Here is a 26487-nt window from a genome sequence, read left to right on the forward strand (position 1 = left end):
GACAAGGAATTTTCTTTTCTGTAAACTGAAAGAACATAAATATTCCAGGACATTAGGCAGACAGAAAGGAGCAGAAGTTTCTAAGCTTCACAGACAGCAGCATGAGAATACAAAAGACAGACTGGGGCCATATTGAGTGGATGGAAAATGAGGCCGGCGGCATATTCATACAGGGTTTGAATGTGGGACTGGTAGTTTTAGAGACAGGAGCCAATCATCCCCCGCATAAACATTACGATGAACAGGTAAACTATGTAGTGCAGGGACAGGCGGTTGCCTATATAGACGGGAAAGAAATTACCATGAAACCGGGAAATTTTTACCACTGGCCTATGGGTGTGGTCCATGAAGCATACAATATTGGAAATGTACCGTTTGTTCATTTGATGATTTCCAGTTCAGAAAACGCAACACTGGAGGAATTTGTAAAAGACAAAAAGAAAAAGTGGATAGAAGGAACCGGACTTCTGGACAGGCAGACGGGGCAGTTATATATTGCAGTGGAAGCCATTCGGACGCAGTTTCTGGAGACGCTCAGGTACCCTTATGTGATTTTTGACGGAAATGGAAACCGGATTTCTCAAAGCAAAACGTTTCCTGCGTATTGTACACAAATCTGTGATCCGGCAGCACACGACGGGATGTGCGAATGTATGCTTACGGATCAGATCGAACAGTTCCAGCAGGAAAAGACGTTCTTTTGTCCCCACGGTATTGAGATTTTCAGTATTCCCCTGATTGATGAAAAGCATTTTCTGGGTTATATTCAGGGCGGCTATATCTGGCAGTCTCAATACGGAAATAAACCGGATATGGAAATCTATGATACTCCGGAAAGCACGGCAATAGGGATTAAAAACCTGCTTCGAAGAATAGCAAAAGCGGTTAAAAACTACTGCGAATTTGAGCAGTACCGGATAGAACTGGAAGAAAGAGAGGCAGAATTATTCCACAGCAGGCAATCCCAGAGGATGCTGGTGAAAGATTTAAAAGATGTGAAATCAGAAATGACAGATCTGAAGATTAGCAATCATTTCCTGTTTAATACGTTGAACAGTATGGCAGCTATGGCTCTGGACGGCGGGGTGACGCCTCTTTATGAATCCATTGTAGATTTATCAAAACTGTTTCATTATAATTTAAAAAACAGAGGGATGCTGGTACCTCTGAGAAAAGAAATCGAGTATTTACAGGCATATCTGAAACTGCAGAAACTCCGGTATGGAGAGCAGCTTCATATAACCTACGATATTGACGAAAGGCTGTATTCCTGTAAGGTGCCGTTTAATTTTTTACAGCCGGTTGCCGAAAATGCATTTGTCCATGGCTTTCAGGGAAAGGAAGAGAAGCGTCTGGAGATTCATATACACAGACGGGAAGAGAGTATGGAGATTTTAATTACGAATACGGGAACGGTACTAAGCGCCAGGGAATGCTATTCTATTAATCAGAGAATTATGGGAAAAGTGGCCCATGGATTGTCCATGGTAAGGAATAAACTGCAGTCAGTCTATGATAAAAATTTTCAGATGGAGATTTTATCTGATAAGGAGCAAAAGACGAGGGTAAGGATTGCCTTTCCCCTGAATCCGCAAAAGAGAGGAGACTAAGAAGATGATTCGGGCAGTGATTTGTGATGACGAAAAGGCAGCATTAAATATTATCCGGCATTTTATCGAAAACGAGAATTTACCCATTGAAATTGTAGGGACAGCAGAAGACGGAAACCAGGCTCTGGAGCTGATTTCCAGGGAAAAGCCGAACCTTGTTTTTATGGATATTCAAATGCCTTTTATGGACGGATTTGAGGTGATGAAAAGAATCAGAGACACGAAAGTGATCATTGTAACGGCATATGATTCCTTTGAATATGCACAGAGAGCGCTGCGTCTGGGCGCCTGTGACATTATCTTAAAACCCATCGAACTTGCCCAGCTGAAAAGTGCAGTGACCCGAGCGGTAGGATGGAATTTCACGGGGAACAAAACTATTAACTGTGTGCTGGAGTACATTCATAAAAACTATAATCAGAAAATCGATCTGGACACACTGGCGCAGATTGCCTACTGTACTCAGAGCCATCTGGCCCATCAGTTTAAGAAACATGTGGGAATGACAATTATGTCCTATGTTCATAAAATCCGAATCGAGGCGGCGGTAAATCTTCTGAGGGAACAGGAAAACTCTATTCAGGAGATAGCCGAACTGGTAGGCTACCAGAATCTGAATAACTTTTACAAGTATTTTAAACTCTATATGAATGATACACCAGCGGTTTATGTGCAGAAATTTGGCAGAAATCACAGATTATCCACGGATACGGAGGAGGAAGGTTGGTCAAAATAGATAAAGAATCTGTCAATGGGGATCATAGAATCCGGAAAGAGAAAATGAGATAATACATTCAACAAAAGAAAGCAGTTATTTCGTTTCAGAGAGGAGAAGGATTATGTTAAAAGTTACAAGACAGACAGACCCCATGCTGGCAGAATTAGTAGATGAAGAATTAAGCCGTCAGGAGCATAATATCGAAATGATCGCATCCGAAAGTACAGCCCCGCTGGCTGTTATGGAATTATCCGGAAGCGTATTTACAAACAAGACGCTGGAAGGTTATCCGGGAGCACGTTTCCAGGCAGGTTCTCATGTGGCGGATAAGGTAGAGACTCTGGCAGTGGAAAGAGCGAAAGAACTTTTCCATGCAGAACATGCGAATATTCAGTCTTATTCCGGTTCCACAGCAAACTACAGTGTTTTTGCGGCTGTTTTGAAACCAGGCGACAAAGTTTTAAGTATGCGTCTGGATCAGGGCGGACATCTGACCCATGGTTCACCGGCTAACTGGGTAAGCAAGATTTATCATTTTGAATTTTATGCAATGGATCCGGAGACAGAACTGATTGATTATGACGCTCTGGAAGCAAAAGCAAAAGAATATCAGCCGAAACTGATTATCGCCGGCGCAAGTTCTTATTCCCGTCTGATCGACTATGAAAGAATTGCAAAAGTGGCGAAAGAAGTAGGCGCTTACTTTATGGTAGATATGGCGCACATTGCAGGCCTTGTGGCTGCAGGCGTGATTCCAAGCCCCATTCCTTATGCAGATTTTGTTACTTCTTCCACCACCAAGACCTTCTGCAGCGCCAGAAGCGGTATGGTATTCTGTAAGAAAGAGCATGCAAAATTACTGGATAAAGGAACTTTCCCGGGCGCTCTGGGCTCTATCCAGTTACATACCATGGCAGCGAAATGCTGGTCCTTTAAATATGCTGCAAGCGATGAATTTAAAGCAATTATGGAGCAGGTAGTTGCCAATGCAAAATGCCTGGCCCAGGAGCTGACAAATTACGGATTCCGCATTGTAAGCGGTGGAACGGACAATCATCTTCTGGTTGCAGACTTAAGAAATAAGAAGATTACAGGAAAGACCTTCCAGAACGCTCTGGATGCAGTGGGAATTACTGTAAATAAAAACATGGTTCCCTTTGATCCGGAGAAACCAGGGGTAACCAGCGGCGTCCGGATTGGTCTGACAGCCGTTACCCAGAGAGGATTAAAAGAACCGGAAATCAAGGAAATTGCAGCGATTATGAATCAAGTTGCAAATGCTCCGGAGGATGAGGCAAACCTGGCAGCCTGCAAAGCAAAGGCAGAAGCTTTAATCAGCAAATTCCCTCTGTATCCGGCAGGAGCTTTTGACGAAAATTAATAATTGATAAAAATCAGGAGGGGCTGTTGCAGACAGCCCCTTCTGCTCTTGAAATAAAAAAGGAAAGGCGGATGAAAAAATATGCAGAAAGAATTACTGGAGGAATTAATGAAAAAAGTTCCCCTGCTGAAAGAGATTGGGGAGGAAAAAGAAGTTGCCTGGATAAATCCTCATAAAATTCCGTTTTCGGATGCGAAAGAAAACAGTGAGCTGACCATGGCGGATATTGAAGACGCCGAAAGACGTCTGGAAAGATTTGCTCCGTTTATTATGAAGTGTTTTCCGGAAACAGAAGACAGAAACGGAATTATCGAATCTGTACTGACAGAAATTCCGCAGATGAAGGAAAAAATGAATCAGAAATATCAGTGCGGTCTGGAGGGAAGACTGCTGCTGAAACAGGACAGCCATCTGGCTATTGCAGGCTCCGTAAAAGCAAGAGGCGGTATTTATGAAGTTTTAAAGCATACGGAAGATCTGGCTCTGGAACATGGACTGCTTGCACCGGGAGATTCTTATGCAAAGCTGGCCGAACCTGAATGCCGGGAATTTTTCAGTAAATATACCATCCAGGTGGGATCCACAGGAAATCTGGGGATGAGCATCGGGATTATGAGCGCGGCCATCGGCTATGAAGTGATTGTTCATATGTCGGCAGATGCCAAACAATGGAAGAAGGATCTCCTGAGGAGCCATCAGGTGACGGTGGTAGAATATGAGTCAGACTACAGCGAAGCAGTGAAAAATGGAAGAAAGCAGTCAGACGCCAACCCCTACAGTTATTTTGTAGATGATGAGAATTCAAGAAATCTGTTTCTGGGATATGCTGTTGCGGCGAAACGGCTGGTGGGACAGTTAAAAGAAAAAGAGGTTTCTGCAGATGAAGATCATCCGCTGTTCGTCTATATTCCCTGTGGAGTAGGAGGCGCTCCGGGTGGAATTACCTTCGGACTGAAGCACATGTTCGGAGATTACGTGCATTGTTTCTTTGTAGAGCCTACACAGGCTCCCTGTATGCTGGTGGGGATGGCAAGCGGATTAAACAGTGACATATCTGTTCAGGATATAGGATTAACCGGCCAGACCCATGCAGACGGACTGGCAGTTGGACGGCCGTCCGGATTTGTGGGAGGCGTAATGGAACCTTTATTAAGCGGGGAGTTTACAGTAGCGGATAAAAAATTGTATAATTATATGAGAGATCTCCTGGAGGCAGAAGATATTTTTCTGGAGCCAAGCGCCTGCGCCGCTTTTCAGGGACTGACCGGACTGCCGGGAAAGGAGATGCAGGAATACATGGAAAAAGAAAACCTGACCGCAAAAATGGGACAGGCATCCCATATTGTGTGGGCAACAGGAGGCAGCCTGGTACCAGAAGAAATCAGAGAAAAATATAAGCATACCTATCTGGATTAATTCCAAAAGAAAAAGGAAAGGGCAGGGAGGCGTAAAGAGGCAATGAAGTGTCAGAAAACAGCATGGGGACAGATCGAATGGATGAACGACGGGAAAAGCGGCATATTCGGTGATGGAATGTACATGGGAGTTGTCACACTGGATGTGGGAGCCAGACAGTTCCCTCATATTCACTATGAAGAACAGGCGCTGTATATTATCCAGGGCCAGGCAGTTTCCTATGTGGACGGAGAAGAGGTGATTCTAACCGCCGGAAAATTCTTTCAATATCCTGTGGGAATCCGCCACGAAGTGATTAATGTGGGAAATATTCCCTTTCAGCATCTTCTGATTTCCAATACGGTTTCCATAGATATGGAACCTGAATTTGAATCAGAAGAAGAAAACGACGAAGGGGAAGAAAACTTCAAGGGAGAGGTTCGCCTTTTATGTACGGCAACAGAGGCCATCCGTACCCAGTTTCTGGAAACGCTTCCTTATACTTACTGCATTTTTGATAAAACAGGAAATACAGTGAATCAGGGGAAAATCTACTCCGGTTTCTGCACGAAAAAATGCCATCCTCTGGAAAACCAGGGACGCTGTCCCTGTATGGTTCTTCAGAGTTTTGTAGACTACCGGAAAGAAGTAACCATTTCCTGCCCATATGGAATGGATGTATTCTGCGTACCCATATTTTATCGTTCTCATTTTCTGGGGCATATTCAGGGCGGCTATATTCTGCAGTCCAAAGAAGGCGTTCAGGGACCCCAGGGAGTTTATGACGTTCCGAAAAGTACGGCTCTCGGTATCTGGAATCTCCTTCGGAAAATTGCCAAAGCTATTCGTAATTACTGCGAATTTCAGCAGTACCGGGAGGAATTAACCCAGAGGGAAATTCAGATTTCCAACACAGAGAAATCTCACCAGATGCTGATCCGGGATCTGAAAAATGCGGAGTACGCCATGACAGATTTGAAAATTAATAACCATTTTCTTTTTAATACGTTAAACAGCATGGCTTCTATGGCTCTGGAGGGAAAAAACTTAAATCTGTACCGTTCCATTTTAGATCTGTCAAAGCTGTTTCAGTATACTTTGCGGAATCAGGAGGCGGTAGTCTCTCTGGGAAAAGAACTGGAGTATGTCAAAGCCTACCTGCAGCTGCAGAAAATCCGATACGGAGAGAAACTGGTGATTCGGCTTCAGGCAGATGAAAAAATTCTGCAGTGCCGCGTACCCTTTAATTTTCTGCAGCCGGTTGTGGAGAATGCGTTTATCCACGGCTTTCTGGAAGAAGATACCAAATACCTTTCTGTCATTGCGGAGAAAATGGAACATGGAGTGAAAATCCAGGTGAAAAATTCGGGACGGGAAGTAGACGCAGCACAATGCAAAAGAATCAATGAGGGAATGATGGGGAGTACCGGCCATGGATTGTCCATGGTTTACCACAAATTATACAGTATTTACGGAGAGCAGTTTCAGTTTCAGATAAATTCTGAGAGAAAGACAGGAACTGTATTTGTCATCGAAATACCGGATAAAATTGTAAATAAGGAGAATGAAGATGGTACGGGCAGTAATTTGTGATGATGAACAGGCGGCATACGGAATCATCCGTTACTTTATTGAATCGGAAAATCTGCCGATTGAGATTGTGGGGACTGCGGAAAATGGAAAAACCGCATTAGATTTAATTGAAAGAGAGAAACCGGAACTGGCTTTTATGGATATTCATATGCCATACATGGATGGATTTGAGGTAATTCAAAAAATTCAGAATACAAAAATTATTGTAATGACCGCGTACGGTTCTTTTCAGTATGCCCAGAAAGCGCTGCGTCTTGGAGTCAGCGATATTATCTCCAAGCCCATTGAACTGGAACAGCTGCAGCAGGCAATTACCCGGGCAATCGGATGGAACTTTACATCTAATGAAACAGTTAATTCTATGCTTACGTATATTCATACCCATTATATGGAAAAAATAGAACTGGAGGATCTGGCGAAGAACACATTTTGTTCTGAGAGCCATCTGGCCCGGATTTTTAAAAAACATATGAATATGACGATTGTATCCTATATTAATAAACTCCGGGTTCAGAAAGCGGCTCAGTATCTGAAGGAAGAGCGGCTTTCGATCCAGGGTGCAGCAGAGAAAGTCGGATATCAGAATATGAATAACTTTTATAAGAATTTTAAACTCTATATGCATGAGACGCCGGCGGCGTATCTTCAGAAATTCCGGAAAGCTTAAGGAAGAAGTGTCCGCCGCCGGTATCTTCAAGACAGATGATGTTTCATACTGCGAAGGGCATTTTTTTCCAGCCGGCTGACCTGGGCCTGGGAGATACCGATTTCCTGGGCCACTTCCATCTGGGTTTTTCCTTCATAGAAGCGAAGACGGATAATGTGCTGTTCCCTGGGACTCAGACGGGAAATGGCGTCCTGAAGGGACAGATTTTCTACCCAGTGTTCCTCACGGTTTTTCTTGTCGCTGATTTGATCCATTACATAGAGGGTGTCGCCTCCTTCTGTGTAGACAGGTTCATATAGACTGACAGGGTTTTGAATTGCATCTAAAGCATAGACGATTAACTCTTTTTCAATGCCGATTTCACTGGCAATTTCCATAATTGTCGGCTCTTTGGAGTGTTCTTTCATAAAATGTTCTTTTGCATAAATTGCTTTGTAAGCAATATCTCTTAAGGAACGGCTGACCCGGATGGAATTGTTGTCTCTTAAATACCGGCGGATTTCTCCGATAATCATGGGGACTGCGTAGGTGGAAAACTTTACATCTAAGGTAGTGTCAAAGTTATCAATCGCTTTAATTAATCCCACACATCCTATCTGGAACAAATCGTCGGCATTTTCATTGCTGTTGGAAAAACGTTTAATCACGCTTAACACCAGACGCAGATTTCCTTTAATATAAAGTTCTCTGGCCTCCATATCCCCCTGCCTGATGCGGGAAAACAGTTCTTCTTTTTCCTGAGCGGTAAGGATAGGAAGTTTCGAGGTATTGACTCCGCATATTTCCACTTTGTTTATTGCCATTGCTATCATCCTCCTGTCCGTATCTTACATTTTAGATGATTCTCACAATGAACTTGAATTATACGAATTCCCCGAAAATATAAAAAATAAAAGCCCTTGACAACCGCCTGTGCAAAAATGTCAAGGGCTTTTGAAAACGGAAATTTTAATTTTCTCCGGTGATGCTTATCTGACACATTTTCATGGCCTCAAGGGCATTCAGATGACTTGCAGGAGAGACTCCGGCGCAGCAGGAGGCGTCCACTTCCATAGGAGTTTCCGGGAAAAAGGCCTTTAATAAAAGAGCGTTGGAAATTACGCAAATGTCGGTACAAAGCCCAATCAGAGTAATGCTCTCCAATCCTTCCGGATATTTTTCGGAAAGAAGCCCGGGAAGTTCTTTGGAGCCAAAAGTATATTTCTCAACGGAAACGGCAGCTTTGTCTTCGCAGGCTTTGAGAATTTCCGGATGGAGTTTCCATCCGTCCGTCCCTTTGACACAGTGAACCACCGGAAGGATTCGTCCTTCCTGGGTTTCCGGATAATTTTCACTGTGGGTGTCCTGGGTATAATAGACGTCTCCCTGGAAAGTCTGAATCCTGGTTTCCACATTTTTTACAATGGCCTGAGCCTCTTTAGTGCCCAGAGAGCCGTCAATAAAGTCCTTCTGCATATCTACAACAATCAATATTTTTTTCATAAGTTTCACATCCCGTTCTGGTTTTATTTACAGATTATCATACTCCAGCCAGGCCTTCGCGTCAAGAAAAGATAGGCAGAGAGGCTAATCTTTATGAAAACATTTTTCTTCTTTGATTTCTACCAGAATAATATCGTCTCCAATCTGACAGATGCACTGCCAGGGGATGACAAATTCGCTGTCCCTGCCGAAAAAGCAGAAGGCTTTAGCGGGTCCCGGAACTACCAGAGCGCAGATTTTTCCTGTACAGGGATCAAATTCAATATCAATGGGACAGCCCAGGGAACGGCAGGTACAGGTATTAATAATCTCTTTTTGTTTTAGATCACACATTCTCATAAAATGCACGCTTTTTTCTTTATCCTATGTGAAACCGGCAAAAGTATGCCAGAAATACCGGAAAAGCAGGCTTCAGAACCAGAAGTTTATTGACTTAAAAATCAGAATTCAGTATACTAAAACAAAAAAAGCGGGGATGCCAAAGAGAGAGCGGGTATCCTGAAACCGGAAAACGGGAGGAAATACAAAGATGAGATGTCCATTTTGCGACAAAGATAATACGAGAGTTGTAGATTCCAGACCAGTGGAAGAGACAAATTCTATCCGCCGCCGCCGGATGTGCGATTCATGTGGAAAGAGGTTTACAACCTACGAACGCGTGGAAGCCATCCCTCTTGTTATTATTAAAAAAGATCAGAGCCGGGAACAGTATGACAGGGGGAAAATTGAGGCGGGAATTATGAGAGCCTGCTACAAAAGACCCATACCTGTGGAAAAGATCGAAGAATGTATTGATGCCATTGAAAGCGAGATATTTAACCTGGAAGACAGAGAAGTGGAAAGCACAAAGGTGGGAGAACTGGTAATGGAACATTTAAAAGAACTGGATGCGGTTGCCTATGTGCGGTTTGCTTCTGTATACCGGGAGTTTAAAGACGTGAATACCTTTATGGATGAGCTGAAAAAGTTTTTGAAATAAAACAGCCTGTGATAAAAATTCAGGGGAATCAGTAGCTGGAAAGTTACCGGTTCCCCTGTTTTGTTCTTTTGCCTCAGTCAGCAGGAATTAAACAATTCCCTGTGCTTTCATAGCGTCTACAACTTTTTCAAATCCTGCAATGTTTGCTCCGATAACGAAGTTATCTTTCATATCGTAACGTTTCGCAGCCTCTGAAATCTTCTGGTAAATATCTACCATAATTCTGTGAAGTCTTTCATCTACTTCCTGCTCGGACCAGCTTAAACGCATGGAGTTCTGAGACATTTCCAGTGCAGAAGTAGCAACGCCGCCGGCATTTGCAGCTTTTCCCGGGATAAACAGAATGTTGTTGTCCAGGAAGTAGTTAGTAGCCTCTAAAGTAGTAGGCATATTAGCGCCTTCTACAACGACTTTACAGCCATTGCCTGCAAGGATTTTAGCACCTTCCAGATCCAGCTCGTTCTGAGTGGCGCATGGCAGATAAATGTCGCAGGGGATTGTCCAGATGCCGGTTCCCTCTGTATAGGAAGAACCTGGAACTAAATCGGCATATTCTTTAATTCTTGCACGTTTTACTTCTTTCAGATCTTTTACAACGTCCAGATTAATGCCGTTTGGATCATGGATGTAGCCGTTGGAATCGTTCATGGCAACAACTTTTGCACCTAACTGCATTGCTTTTTCAGCAGCATAGATCGCAACGTTACCGGAACCTGTAACAACGATAGTTTTGCCGTCGATAGACATATTATGATCAGCTAAAAGCTCGTTCAGGATGTAAACAACGCCGTAGCCGGTAGCCTGAGTACGGATAAGAGAACCGCCGAAAGTAAGACCTTTGCCGGTTAAAACGCCTTCATATAATCCGCGTACTTTTTTATACTGTCCGAATAAATATCCGATTTCACGTCCGCCTACACCGATGTCGCCCGCAGGAACGTCCTGATCAGCGCCGATATATTTAGAAAGCTCTGTCATGAAGCTCTGGCAGAAAGCCATAACTTCTCTGTCTGATTTACCTTTTGGATCAAAGTTTGAACCACCCTTGCCGCCTCCGATGGGAAGTCCTGTCAGGGAATTTTTGAAAATCTGTTCGAATCCAAGGAATTTTAAGATGCTCTGGTTTACAGACGGATGGAAACGAAGACCGCCCTTGTATGGTCCGATAGCGCTGTTAAACTGTACGCGGTATCCTTTATTTACCTGAACCTTACCATTGTCATCTACCCAGGGTACGCGGAAAGAAATGATTCTTTCAGGTTCTACAAGACGCTCTAAAATAGAAAGTCTGCGGTATTCCTCCTCGTTTGCATCAATTACAACTGCTAAAGAGTCAAGTACTTCTTTTACTGCCTGATGAAATTCCGGTTCGTTGGGGTTTTGTGCTACGACTCTTTCGTAAACCTCTTCTGTGTATGACATAATTGCCCTCCTTCTCTTTGATTTCACAAAGGTTTTTTCCGGTACTATTATACTCTAAAGTGAAAAAAAATGAAATATTCCTAAGAAAAAATTCGGATCCTTGTATGGTTTTGCAGAAAAATTCCTGAAAAATTAAGGGAAAATTAGATAAATCTAATAAAAACAAACAAGAAGAACTACGGATTCTTTATAGAATAATAGAAATTTACTTGCCTAAAAAGAAACGATATGAGATTATATACTGTATAAATAAACGGAAAAGGGAGAAGAGAAAGATGGCGAAAGAAAAGAAAGGAAGGGCGATTGCGTTACTTCCGATTGTGGTATTTCTGGTAATATTTCTGGGAACGGGTTTTATTACAGGAGACTTTAACAGCATGCCGGCAATTGTGGGATTTCTGATTGCTTTGTTTGTGGCTTTTCTGCAGGACCGAAGCCATAATTTCAACGAGAAAATCCACATAATTGCAACGGGAGTAGGGGAAGACAATATTATAACCATGTGTCTGATTTTCCTGGCAGCCGGCGGATTTTCCGGCGCAGTGACAGCCGCCGGGGGCGTGGACAGTGTGGTGAATCTGGGACTTTCCGTGCTTCCTTCCGGCGCCGCTGTGGTAGGATTATTTATTATTGGATGCTTTATTTCCGTATCCATGGGAACCTCCATGGGTACCATTGCAGCCCTGGCTCCCATAGCTGTGGGAATCAGCGAAAAGACAGGATATGAGATGCCGGTTTGCATCGGGGCGGTAATGTGCGGCGCCATGTTCGGAGACAACCTGTCTATGATTTCCGATACCACCATTGCAGCAGTAAAAACCCAGGGATGTGAGATGAAAGATAAATTTAAGGAGAACTTTATCATTGTTTTGCCTGCGGCGATTTTAACCATAATCATCTTTTTTGTACTGACCAGCGACATCCAGTATGAAGCTTCAGGAGATATGTCTTACAGTATCTGGAAGGTACTGCCCTACCTGGTGGTTTTAATCGGAGCGCTCATTGGGTTTAATGTGTTTTTGGTTCTGGCAGCGGGGATTGTTTTATCTCTTATTGTAGGTGTTGCCTCCGGCTCCATTGGGTTGGCGGAAATTTTTAAAGTAGTGGCATCTGGTGCGGACGGAAGCGGGGGAATTATGGGAATGTATGATATTACCGTAATTTCCATTGTGGTGGCCTGCATCGTTTCCCTGGTAAAAGAGATGGGAGGCATTCAGTTCCTTCTGACGTCTATTAAAAGCAGAATTAAAGGTAAAAAAGGGGGAGAACTGGGGATTGCTCTTTTAGCGGTTCTGGTGGATATGTGTACGGCCAATAATACAGTTGCTATTGTCATGGCTGGCCCCATAGCGAAAGAAATCAGCGACGAATATGGAATTTCTCCCAGACGTTCTGCCTCTTTACTGGATATGTTTACTTCTGTAGGGCAGGGGTTAATCCCCTATGGCGCCCAGCTTTTATCAGCGGCCAGCCTGACCCGGACAACGCCTTATGAAATCATTCCCTACTGTATTTACCCCATGTTAATGGCGGTCAGCGGGGTGGTATTTATTTTGTTTATTAAGAATCGAAAAGCTCCGAATATTTAAAGGGGAAGGAGAAAATTTATGAGAAAATTTGAGAAATCTGAAAAGCTTAACGATGTATTATATGATGTACGGGGCCCTGTGGTAGATGAAGCGGCCCGGATGGAAGAAAATGGAATGGAAGTTTTAAAACTGAATATCGGAAATCCTTATCCCTTTGATTTCTCGGCCCCCCAGGAGGTCATATTAGATATGCTCAGCAATGTGAGGACTTCCCAGGGATATTCAGATTCCAAGGGAATCTTTTCAGCCAGAAAGGCCATCATGCAGTACTGTCAGCTAAGAGGGATTCCCGGAGTTACTATGTCGGATATTTATACAGGAAACGGCGTCAGCGAGCTGATTACTCTCTGTATGCAGGCCTTGTTAAATGACGGCGATGAAATTCTGATTCCGGCGCCTGACTATCCTCTGTGGACGGCCACGGCAACACTGGCAGGAGGAAAGGTAGTTCATTATCTGTGTGATGAACAGTCGGAATGGTATCCGGATCTTGACGACATCCGCAGTAAAATCACAGATAAAACAAAGGCTATTGTAATCATCAATCCCAATAATCCTACCGGAGCCGTATATCCGAAAGAAATTCTGGAACAGATTGTTCAGGTTGCAAGAGAAAAGGAATTAATTATTTTTTCAGATGAAATTTATGACCGGCTGGTCATGGATCACTACCGGCATATATCCATCGCATCTTTAGCAGAAGATGTTTTCTGTGTAACTTTTTCCGGACTTTCCAAATCCCATATGGTGGCCGGATTCCGTATTGGATGGATGGTTTTAAGCGGAAATAAAAAACAGGCCAAAGGATATATTGAGGGGCTGAATATGCTTTCCTCCATGCGTCTGTGTTCCAATGTTCCGGCCCAGTCTATCGTGCAGACGGCTCTGGGCGGATACCAGAGTGTGAATGAATACATTAAGCCAGGCGGAAGAATTTATGAACAAAGGGAGTATATTTATAACGCACTGACAGATATACCGGGAATTACTGCGGTAAAACCAAAGGCAGCATTCTATATCTTCCCGAAAATTGATACAGAGAAGTTCCATATTCTGGATGACGAGCAGTTTGCCCTGGATTTCCTGAAGGAAAAACAGGTGCTTCTGGTACATGGAAAGGGATTTAACTGGCCGAATCCGGATCACTTCCGCGTGGTATATCTTCCCAATGTCCGTCAGCTTAAAAAAGCGGCTGACAGTCTCAGAGACTTTTTAAGCGGATATCAGCAGAAATTATGAAAGAATTAAAGGAAAAACTGAAAGCAGATATTAAGCAATACGGAAAAGCAGTTCTTGCTGTGGGGATTGCCATGGTTGTACTTCTCCTGATCACAGGAGAAGTCTGTCCGATCCGCAGGTTATGGGGGATCCCCTGTCCGGGCTGCGGAATTTCCAGGGCCGGAATGCTTTTGCTGGAAGGAAAGTTGAAAGAAGCATTCCGGATGCATGCATTTGTTTATGCAATTCCTGTTTTACTGGCCGGAGGATTTACAGAGCGATATTTTTTTGATTCCAGATGCAGCTTTATAAAAAAGGCATTTTATATAACAGCAGGGCTTGCCATTCTCTATTACGGATACAGAATGATTGTGTATTTTCCCAATCAGGAACCTATGATTTTCTACAATGATTCTGTTTTGGGCAAGTTGTTAAACCTTAATTAATTGAAATGCTGGATCATTGGAAAAAATTCTGATATAATGACAATGTTGAGAAATTTTCCATTGCTCGAACAGGAATGAGGAGGGAGTTCTATCGGAGAAAATTAGGGAAAAGCAAGAAAGGAGAAATATAAGATGTCAGGTTTTAACATGAAAGTAACACCGGAGATTGAAAAATTAACGGAGATTTGCCAGGAAAAGAGCAAAATTGATGTGGATTTATACGGGAAGTATGATGTAAAAAGAGGACTTCGTGACTTAAACGGAAAAGGAGTACTGGCAGGTTTAACTCAAATATCAAATGTTCAGGCAACGAAAATGGTGGATGGAAAAGAAGTTCCATGCGCAGGAAGTCTGTCTTACAGAGGATATAATATCAAAGATTTAACAGCAGGATTTTTAAAGGACGACAGGTTTGGTTTTGAAGAAGTTACTTATTTGCTGCTGTTTGGAGCCCTTCCCAATTCGCAGCAGCTGGAAGAGTTCCACAAATTATTAATCAATCAGCAGTCTCTGCCGAGAAATTTTGTAAGAGACGTAATTATGAAAGCGCCCAGTAAAGATATTATGAACGCACTGTCCAGATGTGTTCTGACGTTATATTCTTATGATAAGAATCCGGACGATACGTCTTTGCCCAACGTTTTAAGGCAATGTCTGAACCTGATAAGTGTATTTCCAATGCTTTCCGTTTATGCATATCATGCATATAACCATTATGAGAGAGGGAAAAGCCTTTATATTCACCACCCGGGAAAAGATTTGTCAACTGCTGAGAATATTCTGCGGATGCTGCGTCCGGATAAAAAGTACACACCGCTGGAAGCAAAGATATTAGATCTGGCGCTGATTATTCATATGGAGCACGGCGGCGGTAACAACTCTACCTTTACCACCCATGTGGTTTCTTCTTCCGGAACAGATACTTATTCCGCAATTGCGGCTGCCCTTGGTTCTCTGAAAGGTCCGAAACATGGAGGGGCCAATATTAAGGTGGTGAAAATGTTCCAGGATTTGAAAAAAGAAGTCAGAGACTGGGAAGATGAAGATGAAGTAAGAGCTTATCTGGAACGGCTGTTACATAAAGAAGCTTTCGACAGAAAAGGCCTGATCTACGGTATGGGACATGCGATCTATTCCGTATCCGATCCCCGCGCAGAAGTCTTCAAAGGCTTTGTGGAGCAGTTAGCTTATGAAAAGGGAAGAAAGAAAGATTACAGGCTCTATTCCATGGTAGAACGTCTGGCGCCGGAAGTAATTGCAAAAGAGCGCAGAATTTATAAAGGGGTCAGCGCTAACGTGGATTTCTACAGCGGATTTGTATACAGCATGCTGGATCTTCCTCTGGAACTGTATACACCGATGTTTGCCATTGCACGTATTGTAGGCTGGAGCGCTCACCGTATGGAAGAGTTAATCAATGCAGATAAGATTATCCGTCCCGCTTATAAAAACGTACTGGGAGCAGCAGAATATAAACCATTAAACGAACGCTGATTTCCGGCAGGAATCAGAACAAAAAAGAAACAGACAGGGATGTCTTGAAAGGGGAAAACCTTTGGAGGCATCCTTATGTAAAAGCAAAGGGGTTATTAAATTGTTTAATCGTTTTTTTCCCGATGAATGTGCGGACTCTGCTTATAAAATAGACTATGAAGGTTTATATACCCAGGGGTATCGGGGGCTTTTATTTGATATTGACAATACGTTGGTTCCCCATGGAGCGCCGGCGGATCAAAAGGCAGTTGCGTTGTTTAAACGACTGAAAGAAATCGGTTTTCGCTGTTGTTTCATATCGAACAATCAAAAAGAAAGAGTTGCTTCGTTTAATCAGCCCATACAGGTCAGCTTTATCGAAAATGCTCATAAACCGTCTGTGAAAAACTACAGAAAAGCCATGGAGCGGCTGGGAACGAGCCAGGATACCACCATATTCATAGGGGATCAGCTTTTTACGGATATATATGGGGCGAAGAAAGCGGGAATACGGAATATTCTGGTGAAACCCATACATCCGAAGGAAGAGATTCAGATTGTTTTGAAACGTTACCTTGAAAAAATTGTTTTACATTTTTACTACAAGGAGGAGGGGATTTCTTGAATCACATTGTCGTAATAGGATTCATGGGGTCAGGGAAAACACGGGTAGGAAAGCGGCTGGCACAGGATTTGGAAATGCCGTTTCTGGATGTTGATAAGAAAATTGCACAGAACATGAAGATGTCTGTAAAGGAGCTGCTGGATAAGTTTGGAGAGCCCTTTTACAGAGCACTGGAGACGTATACAGGAAAAGAGATGCTGAAAGTCAAAGAGCCCACAGTTATCTCTGTAAGCGCAGGTTTCCCGCTGCAGGAACAAAACCAGAAATATTTAAAAGAACTGGGTACTGTAATCTATCTGAAAGGCTCGGTGGAGACGCTGAAAAAGAGGCTGGAGGGGAAAAGCAATCCTTTTTTAAGCGATGAAAACCGGGAAGAAAAGATTAAGAAGATGCTGGCGCAAAGAGAGCCTGTTTACAAAAAAATGGCAGATATCCAGGCTGTAACGGGGGAAAAGCCTTTTGAGGGTCTGATCATGGAAATTGAGGAAAAGCTGGAAAACAGGATAAAAAACAGTTGAAAAAAGCAATTGTTTATTATAAAATAAAATTTAAGCGTACTTGAATTGAAGGAGGAAATAACATGATATCAGCAGGTGATTTCAAAAACGGTATTACCCTTGAAATCGACGGGAATGTCTGCCAGATTGTTGAGTTTCAGCACGTAAAACCTGGAAAGGGAGCAGCGTTTGTAAGGACCAAGTATAAAAACATTATAACCGGAGCAGTCCTGGAGAAATCTTTCCGTCCTACGGAAAAGTTCCCGCAGGCTCGTATTGAACGAGTGGACATGCAGTATTTATATAACGATGGTGAGTTATATTACTTTATGGACGCAGAAACATTCGAGCAGATCGGTCTGAATAAAGAAGCGGTAGGCGATAATCTGAAATTTGTAAAAGAGAACGAAATTGTGAAGATCTGTTCTCATAACGGCAATGTATTTGCGATTGAGCCGCCGTTATTTGTAGAATTAAAGGTAACAGAAACAGAGCCGGGCTTTGCAGGCAATACTGCCCAGGGCGCAACCAAACCTGCGACGGTAGAAACCGGAGCAGTAATCAATGTTCCTTTATTTGTAAATGAAGGCGATACCTTAAAGATTGATACTCGTACCGGAGAATATCTTTCCAGAGTATAACATATCCGCTGCGTTTTGCAGCCGGGTTGTCTGAGTGAATCTGATTTTTGAGAGGGGCTGCCGTGATCTGATTGCGGCATCCCTGGTTTTCATTTCTGTACATTCGTACAAATTTTTCTACAAAACCTGAAAAATAAAACAGAGAGTCAAAAAACGGGGCAAAATACATCCAATGTGGTGGGAAAGGTTCGTAAAAGGCATGATTATATATCAGTTGGTGAATTATAAAAAGAATCTTCCGTTGTTCCGGGAATATGCCCATATCCCCTATTTAGATCTGGCGATCGTCTTTTTTGATGCGGATATACAGGAGGGCAGGCTGAAACGCCGGCCGATACTCAAAGGAGCACTGGGGGAGGAAGAACAGGAAACAGAAAAGTTAGAAGAGATGGCCCTCTATGACATGCCGAGAGTATTTCCGGTGAGATTTAGTTCCATCGAATCTACGATACAGCGTCTGGAAGGAAAAAAGACAAAAGAAGATGCAAAAGACGGCGCTATTCCCATGTATGTACTAAGCAATACCCGGTGGCTGTTCGGAGCTTCCAGTCTTCTCTATCCGGGAGTTTTAAAAAGAATCAGCCAGTATCTGGCAAGTGATCTGTACATTTTGCCAAGCAGTATCCATGAATGTATTATTATTCCCTCAAAATCGGTATATACCAGAGAGGATCTGCAGAAAATTGTCCGGGAAATGAATGAGACCCAGGTAAGAGAGGACGAATATCTCTCAGATACCGTGTACCAATATGAAGAAAGTGGGGATATTCTTTCATATTAAAGGGAATTTTTACTTGTTTTAAGGCTAACTCTTTACATTTAAATAAAAATGTGGTATCATAGCACATGCAAATGGAGTTTGCATGCACCTGTAGCTCAGTGGATAGAGCAGTGGTTTCCGGTACCATGTGCGGGGGTTCGATTCCCTTCAGGTGTGTTGACGCAGGTTTTCCGCCTGTGCGTCGAACTAAAGGAGGATACGAACTTGGATAATTTTAGAGAGTGGTTATCAGATAACCTCCGGTATATCCTTTTGGGGCTGGGGATTCTGATAATTCTAACTGGATTATTCTTTGGCATCCGGGCCTGTGCAGGAAATATGAAGGGTGATTCCGAACAGGAGACGGAAGTTGTGTCAGAGGATAACAAGGGAGCTGATCCTTCTTCTCCGACAAAGGATGGGGAGACTGACGAGAAGAAAGAAAATACCAATGCAATGGAAAAGAATGCATATCCGGAAATCAACGCATTAATTACGAAGTATTATCAGGCCATGGGAGAAAAAGATGTAACAGCTCTGCGCTCCGTGGTGGATAATCTGTCACCGGAAGATGAAGTAAAGATTACGAATGCGAAGGATTACATAAAAGGGTATCAGGTAGGGGATATTTATACGAAGAAGGGGCTGGACGAGAAATCCTATGTGGTATATGTATGTTTCGAATACTTATGCACCGGGGTTGAAACACCTGTGCCAGCGCTGAGTCAGATTTATGTCCAGACTGATAGTGACGGAAGTTTGAAAATCTGTGGCAACACGGAAGACAGTAAAGAGATAACAGACTACATGACACAGCTTCTCTCCGACGAAGATGTGGCAGAGCTGAAGGACGAAGTAAACAGGAAATATGAAGAAGCTCAGAAGCAGGATCCGCAGTTGGCCAGCTTTTTAGAAAATCTGGGCGAGGATGAAAGCACCGAAAGCGGTCAGGAAACAGATTCTGTGGTGACTGCCAACGACGACTGCAATATTCGGCAGGAGGCAAATGGAGAGTCAGAAATAGTCGGTGTGATTCCTTCCGGCGAGCAGGCGAAAAAACTTGGTGAGCAGGACGGATGGATTCAGGTTGAATATGACGGCCAGACGGGATATGTTTACGGAGATTTGCTTCAATAAGCAATAAAAAAGCATTGAATAGAAACCGAAAATAGTTTCTATCCAATGCTTTTATTTTTTCATAGAGTCGTATGTATTTCCAACCTGCAGTTTTATACCTTTGGCTTCGGCAAGTTCACTGACAGTAACTAACTCATATCCTTTGTCCACCAGTTCAGGAATGAAAATTTCTGCAGCAGCCACGGTGGATTCATGAATATCGTGGAGATGAATGATATCTCCATCCTCTGCCTGCGAATATATGGTCTCCAATATGGTGGCAATATCCGGATTCTCTTCCTTGGCGGCATCCAGGGACCAGAGAATGAAAGGTGAACCTGCTGCTTCTTCCACCGTATCATTGATAGCGCCAAAAGGCGGCCGTATCAGGGAAGGACTTTCTCCTACAGTATCTCTCAGAATTTCTTCCATGTCGTTTAGTTGTTCCTGGATTTCCTGTGTGCTGAGGGTGGTGAGATCCACATGGGAATTGGTGTGATTGCCGAATTCACATCCCAGCTCTTTCATTCGTCTGACAGTTTCCGGATAGCTTTGGATATTGGTGCCGACCAGAAAGAAGGTTGCTTTTGCGTCATAAGCTTCCAGAACATTTAACAGACGTTCCGTATACATTCCGGGTCCGTCGTCAAAAGTTAAGGCAATCTGCGCGCCTTTTGAAGCCTTCTTTAACTGAGAGGGGCTGGAAACAGGGGCGGATGCCGAATCGCTGTCTGTTTCATCTTCCTCGGAAGCGGTGGGAGCAGGAGTTGTCCGGGTTTCCTTCTGAAGAATGCCGTCCTCGGAAAAGGTATAAGATTTTCCCTGGATTTCCACTGTTCCTGTCTGCATAATTCCATCTTCATTCAGGTAATATTTTTCCCCGTCATAGGTCAGCCATCCCGTCTGCATGATTCCGTCTTTGTCCAGGTAATACCGATGCATATCCGTATCGGTAAACCATCCTGTTACAGGTTTTTCTTTTACCAGGAAAGTCCAGTCACTGCCGGATGCAACCCAGGTGCCAAGCTCGGCCTCCGGAGAATAGGCAGTTTCTTCCCGGGATTCCTGCTCTTTTATCTCTTCTTCAGAAGGTTCTTCTGTAGGAGAGGGAGTAACCTGTTCTTTCCTGTAATCCTGGGGAAGAGACCCTTCCTGAGTTTCCTCTGCGATAATTATATCGGGCAGTACCTCGGGGTTCAGGGGCGCGTAAGAAGCGGACGACTGAGAAAGAAGAAGCCCTGAAATTAAGCAAATAAGAATAATAATACAGGTCAGTACCCGGCTCGTTGGTTTTTTACGGCCTGGCAAAAAATGTTCCTCCTTTCTCTGTTCATTGTACTGTCCCTATCATAACCTTTCTATGTAAAAAATACAACTGAAAAATCCGGCATTCGTCAAAAAGTGAGGTGTCAGGGAGCAGTTGCCAAGTTTTCTAAAACAAGATATAATAGAAAACAGTGCCAGGAAAGGAATGGAAAGAGGCCAAGATGATTCGTTTAAATAAATTTTTAAGTGAAGCCGGAATTTGTTCGAGAAGGGAAGCAGACCGTCTGATTGAAGCCGGAAGAGTGTCGGTAAATGGAAAAAGGGCCTCCGTAGGCGAGAGAGTGGAGGCGGACTGGGAAATTCTGGTGGACGGGAAAAGAGCCCGGAAAAAACAACAGAAAACGCTGCTGGCCTTTTACAAACCCAGAGGAATTGTCTGCACCTTTGAAAGGAGAAAAGGGCAGGTAAACATCATTGATTTTCTGGATTATCCCATCCGGCTGACGTATGCGGGCAGGTTGGACAAAGATTCAGAAGGGCTGATTATTCTCACCGATGACGGAGAACTGATTCACAGGATGATGCGGGGCGCCAATGGACACGAAAAAGAATACACGGTGGAGATTGATAAACAGGTAACGGAAGATTTCCTGGAACAAATGCAGAAGGGAATTCCGATTCTGGGAAAGATCACCAGACCCTGCAAAGCCTGGAGAACCGGAGAGAAAACATTCCGTATTATTCTGACCCAGGGGATGAACCGTCAGATTCGCAGAATGTGTGAATATCTGGATTGCCGTGTGGTGAAACTAAAGAGAATAAGGATAATGAATATTGAACTGGGAGATCTAAAGCCCGGTGAATACCGCTTAATAGAGGGGAAAGACAGAGAACGGCTGGATGCTCTGTTAAACGGAACAGGAAAATAAGTCGTAACAGGAGGAATTATGGAGACATCGTCGATTGCAAGAATGAAAGAATTGGTGGAAAAACTGAACGCTGCCGGAAAGGCTTATTATCAGGAAGCACGGGAGATTATGAGTAATCTGGAATATGATGCTCTTTATGATGAACTGTTAGAACTGGAGAAAGAAACAGGGACGGTTCTGGCTGACAGCCCGACCATTCATGTGGGATATGAGGTGCTTACAGAACTGCCCAAAGAACAGCATGAAAGTCCCATGCTTTCTTTGGATAAAACAAAGGATGTGGAAGAACTCAGAAGCTTTCTGGGCAGCCAGAAAGCGCTGTTATCCTGGAAACTGGACGGACTTACCATTGTACTTACTTATGAAGAGGGAAAACTGCAGAAAGCGGTTACCAGAGGAAATGGAGTTGTGGGAGAGGTCATTACAAATAATGCCAGGGTTTTTAAAAATATTCCTCTTCAGATTCCTTATAAGGGCAAACTGGTGCTGCGGGGAGAAGCAATTATCACCTATTCAGACTTCGAGAAAATCAATGCATCCATAGAAGATGTGGACGCCCGCTATAAGAATCCCAGGAATCTGTGCAGCGGTTCCGTCAGACAGCTCAATAATGAGATTACAGCCCATAGAAATGTGCGGTTTTACGCCTTTGGGCTGGTAAGCGCCCAGGGCGTGGAGTTTAACAACTCAAGATTACAGCAGTTTCTGTGGCTGCAGCAGCAGGGGTTTGAAGTGGTAGAGTATAAAATGGTGACCGCCGAATCTCTGGACGAAGCCATGGAGTATTTTAAAATACAGGTGGAGAAAAATGATTTTCCTTCGGATGGGCTGGTGGCGCTGTATGATGACATTGCTTATGGGGATGCCCTGGGAGCAACGGCGAAATTTCCCAGAAACTCCTATGCGTTTAAATGGGCAGATGAAATGCGGGAAACGGTGCTGCAGGAAATCGAATGGAGCCCCTCCCGGACAGGGCTGATTAATCCGGTAGCTATTTTCGAACCGGTAGAGCTGGAGGGAACTACAGTCAGCAGAGCCAGCGTTCACAATGTAAGTATTCTCAAAGAGATGCAACTGGGAATCGGAGACAGGATAAAGGTCTATAAAGCGAACATGATTATTCCACAGATTGCGGAAAACCTTACGAGAAGCGGACGTCTTGACGTTCCAGCCGTCTGTCCGGCCTGCGGAAAAGAAACAAAGATAAAAAGGGAAAATGACGTGGAAGTTCTGATCTGTCCGAATCCTGACTGCCAGGCGAAGCGGATAAAGGCGTTTTCTCTGTTTGTAAGCAGAGATGCCATGAATATAGACGGGCTTTCAGAGGCAACCTTGGAAAAGTTTATCGGAAAAGGATTTATCCATGATTTCGGAGATATTTTTGAAATCGAAAAGCATAAAGAAGAAATTGTTGAGATGGAAGGATTTGGAAGCAAGTCCTTTGAAAATCTGCTGGAGAGCCTGAAAAAAGCCAGTCATACCACACTGGCAAAAGTGATTTTCAGTCTGGGGATTCCCAATATCGGACTTGCCAATGCCAAAATGATCTGCCGCCATTTTCAGGACGACATCGATCAGATCCTTCATGCAGACAGGGAAGAGCTGGAGGCCATTGACGGAGTGGGAGGGGTGATTGCCCAAAGTCTGATCGACTATTTTGCTGAAGAAAAAAATAGAGAACAACTGAAACATCTCATGAAGCATTTGCAGATTGAAAAAGAAGAAATCGCCGGGGAAAGTTCCATAAAGGGAATGAATTTTGTAATTACCGGCAGCCTATCATATTACGAAAACAGAGGGAAATTAAAAGAACTGATTGAATCTCTCGGGGGAAAGGTGACAGGGACTGTGACAAAGAAAACGAATTATCTGATTAATAATGATACAGCATCCGGTTCATCAAAGAATAAAAAGGCAAGAGAGCTGGGGATACCTGTTATTTCAGAGGAAGAATTTCGCAGCATGATTTCATGAAAAGAAAGGGGAGGAAAAGACAATGCCGATTAAAATACAAAGTGAATTACCGGTCAAGGAGATTCTGGAGAGAGAAAATATTTTTGTGATGGACGAGAATCGTGCCCTTCACCAGGATATTCGTCCCATTCAGATCTTGATTTTAAATTTAATGCCGTTAAAGGAAGAGACGGAACTGCAGCTTCTGCGTTCTCTTTCCAATACGCCGCTGCAGGTGGATGTAAGTTTTATGGCGGTGGAAAGCCATGAGGCGAAAAATACGTCCATGAGTCATCTGAACAAATTTTATCAGACATTTCCGGAGATTAAAGAGAAAAAATTTGACGGAATGATTATTACAGGAGCGCCGGTGGAGCAGATGGAATATGAAGAAGTGGATTACTGGGAAGAACTGACCCGAATCATGGACTGGAGCAATACCCATGTAACCTCTACCATTTATTTATGCTGGGCAGCTCAGGCAGGGCTTTATTACCACTATGGATTAAAGAAAAGAAAACTGCCAAAGAAAATGTTCGGACTGTACTGGCACAAAGTGTTAAACAGGAAAATACCTCTGGTAAGAGGATTTGACGATATGTTTCTGGCGCCTCATTCCCGCCATACGGAAGTGCCCATGGAAGACATCAGAGCCTGCAAAGAACTGACTATACTGGCGGAGTCCGAGGAGGCCGGCCTGTTTCTGGCTATGGCAGAAGGAGGAAGGAAGATTTTCGTAATGGGGCATCCGGAATACGACAGAATCACTTTGGACGGGGAGTATAAGCGGGATAAAGAAAAGGGACTGCCAATCGAGCTTCCGGTAAATTATTATCAGGATGACAATCCCCAGGTGCGGCCTCTCCTGATGTGGAGAGCCCATGGAAACAATCTTTATACCAACTGGCTGAATTACTACGTATACCAGGTAACCCCTTACGATATGGTGGGAACGCCTTTTTAATTAATGGAAAAATCTGCGCACCAAAGCAAGTTTTCTTTCTGTATAAGGCGGATACGTAATCGGTATTCCCAGGAAGGAAGAACGGATGAGAACGCTTTTCATGTGAGAGAAGGTCTGAAAACTGTACTCTCCATGATAAGCGCCCATTCCTGAAGCGCCCACGCCTCCAAATGGAAGGTCGGGATGAATCATATGGCTGATTGTATCATTAACGGAAACGCCTCCGGAAGAAGTCTGCTGTAAAATTTCCCGGATTACGGTCCTGTTTTCACTGAAAACATAGAGGGCGAGAGGTTTTGGATGGCTGTTGATATAATGAATAACCTCTTTTAAATCTGAATAAGGAAATACGGGCAGCAGGGGGCCGAATACTTCTTCCTGCATACAGGCGGCGTTTAAACTTTTGGGACAGAGAATTGCAGGCTCAATATAACGCCGCTCTTTATCGTATCTTCCGCCAAATACCAGGGCGTCTTTATCCTTTTCTAAAATGGCGCAGAGCCGTTCCATATGACGGCTGTTAACGATGCGCCCGTAATCCGGATTCGAAAAGCAGTCTGTTCCATAGAAATGGGACAAGGTGTTTTTTAACTCTTCTAAAAATTCTTCCATCCGGTCTTTTGCCACGAATACGTAATCCGGGGCAACGCAGGTCTGGCCGGCATTCATAAGCTTTCCCCACAGAATACGCCGGCAGGCACTTTTCAGGCGTGCGTCTTTATCTATTATTACCGGGCTTTTTCCTCCTAACTCCAGGGTTACGGGAGTCAGAGTCCTGGAAGCTGCTTCCATTACAATTTTTCCTACGGAGATACTTCCGGTAAAGAAGAGATAATCGAAACCTGCATGTAATAGAATCGAATTGTTCCGGATTCCTCCGTCCACACATGATACGTATTCGGAGGGAAAGGTTTCGCGTATCAGTTGTTTTATTACCCGGGAAACGCAGGGAGCCAGTTCTGAAGGACTCAGTACGGCGCAGTTTCCGGCTGCAAGGGCGCCAATCAGGGGCTCCATCACCAACTGAAACGGATAGTTAAAAGGGCCGATAATACAGACGCTGCCGTAAGGTTCTTTCAGCACCCTGCTTTTGGAGTAAAAAAGATAAGGGGGAGATTTCTTCTTTTTTGGTCTCATCCATTTCTTCAGATGTCTCATTGTATGAGAGAGGCTGTTAAGGATAAATCCTACCTCAGAGGAATAACTTTCGGCAGGGCATTTCCCCAAATCCTGATACAAAGCTTCATTTATCCTGGATTCGTATTTCAAAATGGACGCATACAGTTTTTTTAACTGCCTCATACGAAACAGATAATCCCTTGTCTGGCCGGTTTTAAAATAGTTCTTTTGTTTTCTTAATAAATTCTCTGCCTGCTGCCGGGTAAAAAAAGGCTTCATAAGTCTCCTCCTTCTTTTTGATTAAGTATAACATTCTCCGGGCTTTTAGCAAGGGGAAAGCCCGGGAAACGGGAAAAGCCTCCGGCCAGGAGCCGGAGGCTTTTGCTTTTTGAGGGGGGAGATAGAGAGTGGTTATTCATCTATCCAAGACCTATTATAGGAGATAAATGTGAGCGAAGTGTGTCAAAAGAATAAAATATTAAGAAAGAAAATTAAGAGAATCTAAAGTTTCCAAACTGTCTGAAGCATATATTTTAAATTCAGAAAAAAGCAGGGGGAAGGGGGAATTTCTTGCGGCTTGTCAGTTGATTTTCATATATCCTTATGTTAAAATGAGGAAGGTAGTTTATGCGACAACGGAAACA

25 protein-coding genes and 1 tRNA gene are annotated in these 26487 nt (G+C 43.6%); 20 read left to right on the forward strand and 6 right to left on the reverse strand.

Annotated elements, in window-relative coordinates; translation table 11 throughout:
- Positions 1 to 101: 101 nt before the first annotated feature.
- From B5F53_RS12750 to B5F53_RS12775, 6 genes are all read left to right on the forward strand, one after another.
- The gene (locus B5F53_RS12750) at positions 102 to 1610 is read left to right on the forward strand and encodes a histidine kinase (RefSeq protein WP_087224016.1); all 1509 of its coding nucleotides are present in this window, start codon (positions 102 to 104) and stop codon (positions 1608 to 1610) included.
- 4 nt (positions 1611 to 1614) lie between these two features.
- On the forward strand, positions 1615 to 2346 hold the full coding sequence (locus tag B5F53_RS12755; RefSeq protein WP_087224019.1) for a response regulator transcription factor: 732 nt from the start codon (positions 1615 to 1617) through the stop codon (positions 2344 to 2346).
- A gap of 103 nt (positions 2347 to 2449) precedes the next feature.
- Complete coding sequence (glyA, locus tag B5F53_RS12760; protein ID WP_087224021.1) at positions 2450 to 3709, forward strand: serine hydroxymethyltransferase; 1260 nt, start codon at positions 2450 to 2452, stop codon at positions 3707 to 3709.
- An 81-nt stretch (positions 3710 to 3790) separates the two neighbouring features.
- A complete protein-coding gene (locus tag B5F53_RS12765) occupies positions 3791 to 5125 on the forward strand; it encodes a D-serine ammonia-lyase (RefSeq protein WP_087224023.1) in 1335 nt (444 codons plus the stop codon).
- 42 nt (positions 5126 to 5167) lie between these two features.
- Positions 5168 to 6697, forward strand: a complete 1530-nt coding sequence (locus B5F53_RS12770; RefSeq protein ID WP_087224025.1) for a histidine kinase — start codon at positions 5168 to 5170, stop codon at positions 6695 to 6697.
- Positions 6675 to 7364 carry a response regulator transcription factor gene (locus tag B5F53_RS12775; RefSeq protein ID WP_087224027.1) on the forward strand — a complete coding sequence of 230 codons (690 nt, stop codon included), beginning with the start codon at positions 6675 to 6677 and terminating at the stop codon, positions 7362 to 7364. Before B5F53_RS12770 ends, B5F53_RS12775 begins: the two co-directional genes overlap by 23 nt.
- Before the next feature lie 26 nt (positions 7365 to 7390).
- Here B5F53_RS12775 and sigG read toward each other — a convergent pair whose 3' ends face one another.
- The 3 genes from sigG to B5F53_RS12790 all read right to left on the reverse strand — a co-directional run bounded on the left by sigG (position 7391) and on the right by B5F53_RS12790 (position 9185).
- Entirely contained in the window at positions 7391 to 8167 is a 777-nt protein-coding gene (sigG, locus tag B5F53_RS12780) for an RNA polymerase sporulation sigma factor SigG (RefSeq protein WP_087224029.1), read from the reverse strand.
- Positions 8168 to 8312: 145 nt separating this feature from the next.
- Entirely contained in the window at positions 8313 to 8846 is a 534-nt protein-coding gene (locus B5F53_RS12785) for a cysteine hydrolase family protein (protein ID WP_087224031.1), read from the reverse strand.
- Between the two features lie 84 nt (positions 8847 to 8930).
- On the reverse strand, positions 8931 to 9185 hold the full coding sequence (locus tag B5F53_RS12790) for a YlmC/YmxH family sporulation protein (RefSeq protein ID WP_087224033.1): 255 nt from the start codon (positions 9183 to 9185) through the stop codon (positions 8931 to 8933).
- Positions 9186 to 9375: 190 nt separating this feature from the next.
- On the opposite strand from B5F53_RS12790, the gene nrdR reads away from it, so the two are divergent.
- Complete coding sequence (gene nrdR, locus B5F53_RS12795; protein ID WP_087224035.1) at positions 9376 to 9825, forward strand: transcriptional regulator NrdR; 450 nt, start codon at positions 9376 to 9378, stop codon at positions 9823 to 9825.
- 87 nt (positions 9826 to 9912) lie between these two features.
- Here nrdR and gdhA read toward each other — a convergent pair whose 3' ends face one another.
- Positions 9913 to 11247, reverse strand: coding sequence for an NADP-specific glutamate dehydrogenase (gene gdhA, locus B5F53_RS12800; RefSeq protein ID WP_087224037.1), 1335 nt, complete (start codon positions 11245 to 11247; stop codon positions 9913 to 9915).
- 275 nt (positions 11248 to 11522) lie between these two features.
- Between gdhA and B5F53_RS12805 the strand changes: the two genes are divergently transcribed.
- The 10 genes from B5F53_RS12805 (at position 11523) to B5F53_RS12850 (ending at position 19633) form a co-directional block, all read left to right on the forward strand.
- Positions 11523 to 12836, forward strand: coding sequence for a Na+/H+ antiporter NhaC family protein (locus B5F53_RS12805; RefSeq protein ID WP_087224039.1), 1314 nt, complete (start codon positions 11523 to 11525; stop codon positions 12834 to 12836).
- Positions 12837 to 12854: 18 nt separating this feature from the next.
- Positions 12855 to 14075: an aminotransferase class I/II-fold pyridoxal phosphate-dependent enzyme gene (locus B5F53_RS12810; protein WP_087224041.1), complete on the forward strand. Its 1221-nt coding sequence runs from the start codon at positions 12855 to 12857 to the stop codon at positions 14073 to 14075.
- Entirely contained in the window at positions 14072 to 14500 is a 429-nt protein-coding gene (locus tag B5F53_RS12815) for a DUF2752 domain-containing protein (protein ID WP_087224044.1), read from the forward strand. The genes B5F53_RS12810 and B5F53_RS12815 overlap by 4 nt, the downstream gene beginning before the upstream one ends.
- 132 nt (positions 14501 to 14632) lie before the next feature.
- On the forward strand, positions 14633 to 15994 hold the full coding sequence (locus B5F53_RS12820) for a citrate/2-methylcitrate synthase (protein WP_087224046.1): 1362 nt from the start codon (positions 14633 to 14635) through the stop codon (positions 15992 to 15994).
- 100 nt (positions 15995 to 16094) lie between these two features.
- Positions 16095 to 16598 (forward strand): YqeG family HAD IIIA-type phosphatase, encoded by a 504-nt coding sequence (locus B5F53_RS12825; RefSeq protein WP_087224143.1) that lies wholly within the window; start codon positions 16095 to 16097, stop codon positions 16596 to 16598.
- On the forward strand, positions 16595 to 17116 hold the full coding sequence (locus B5F53_RS12830) for a shikimate kinase (protein ID WP_087224047.1): 522 nt from the start codon (positions 16595 to 16597) through the stop codon (positions 17114 to 17116). The genes B5F53_RS12825 and B5F53_RS12830 overlap by 4 nt, the downstream gene beginning before the upstream one ends.
- Positions 17117 to 17178: 62 nt before the next feature.
- Positions 17179 to 17736, forward strand: coding sequence for an elongation factor P (gene efp / locus B5F53_RS12835; RefSeq protein ID WP_087224049.1), 558 nt, complete (start codon positions 17179 to 17181; stop codon positions 17734 to 17736).
- A gap of 199 nt (positions 17737 to 17935) precedes the next feature.
- Positions 17936 to 18517 carry a DUF5688 family protein gene (locus tag B5F53_RS12840; RefSeq protein ID WP_087224051.1) on the forward strand — a complete coding sequence of 194 codons (582 nt, stop codon included), beginning with the start codon at positions 17936 to 17938 and terminating at the stop codon, positions 18515 to 18517.
- Between the two features lie 84 nt (positions 18518 to 18601).
- Positions 18602 to 18673: transfer RNA gene (locus tag B5F53_RS12845), tRNA-Arg, on the forward strand.
- A 48-nt stretch (positions 18674 to 18721) separates the two neighbouring features.
- Positions 18722 to 19633, forward strand: a complete 912-nt coding sequence (locus B5F53_RS12850) for an SH3 domain-containing protein (protein ID WP_087224053.1) — start codon at positions 18722 to 18724, stop codon at positions 19631 to 19633.
- Positions 19634 to 19684: 51 nt separating this feature from the next.
- On the opposite strand, the gene B5F53_RS12855 is transcribed toward B5F53_RS12850, so the two are convergent.
- Positions 19685 to 20920, reverse strand: coding sequence for a polysaccharide deacetylase family protein (locus B5F53_RS12855; RefSeq protein WP_087224055.1), 1236 nt, complete (start codon positions 20918 to 20920; stop codon positions 19685 to 19687).
- A 179-nt stretch (positions 20921 to 21099) separates the two neighbouring features.
- Between B5F53_RS12855 and B5F53_RS12860 the strand changes: the two genes are divergently transcribed.
- Genes B5F53_RS12860 through metA form a run of 3 tightly spaced genes read left to right on the forward strand, consistent with a single transcriptional unit; the run spans position 21100 to position 24724 of the window.
- A complete protein-coding gene (locus tag B5F53_RS12860) occupies positions 21100 to 21807 on the forward strand; it encodes a pseudouridine synthase (RefSeq protein WP_087224057.1) in 708 nt (235 codons plus the stop codon).
- Between the two features lie 18 nt (positions 21808 to 21825).
- On the forward strand, positions 21826 to 23781 hold the full coding sequence (gene ligA, locus B5F53_RS12865; protein ID WP_140398250.1) for an NAD-dependent DNA ligase LigA: 1956 nt from the start codon (positions 21826 to 21828) through the stop codon (positions 23779 to 23781).
- A gap of 22 nt (positions 23782 to 23803) precedes the next feature.
- A complete protein-coding gene (metA, locus tag B5F53_RS12870) occupies positions 23804 to 24724 on the forward strand; it encodes a homoserine O-acetyltransferase MetA (protein ID WP_087224059.1) in 921 nt (306 codons plus the stop codon).
- On the opposite strand, the gene B5F53_RS12875 is transcribed toward metA, so the two are convergent.
- Positions 24725 to 26122 carry an aldehyde dehydrogenase gene (locus tag B5F53_RS12875; RefSeq protein WP_087224061.1) on the reverse strand — a complete coding sequence of 466 codons (1398 nt, stop codon included), beginning with the start codon at positions 26120 to 26122 and terminating at the stop codon, positions 24725 to 24727.
- Positions 26123 to 26487 lie beyond the last annotated feature (365 nt).

This window comes from Blautia sp. An249 (assembly GCF_002159835.1).
In the GTDB taxonomy this organism is placed as follows: Bacteria; Bacillota; Clostridia; order Lachnospirales; family Lachnospiraceae; genus Blautia_A; species Blautia_A avistercoris.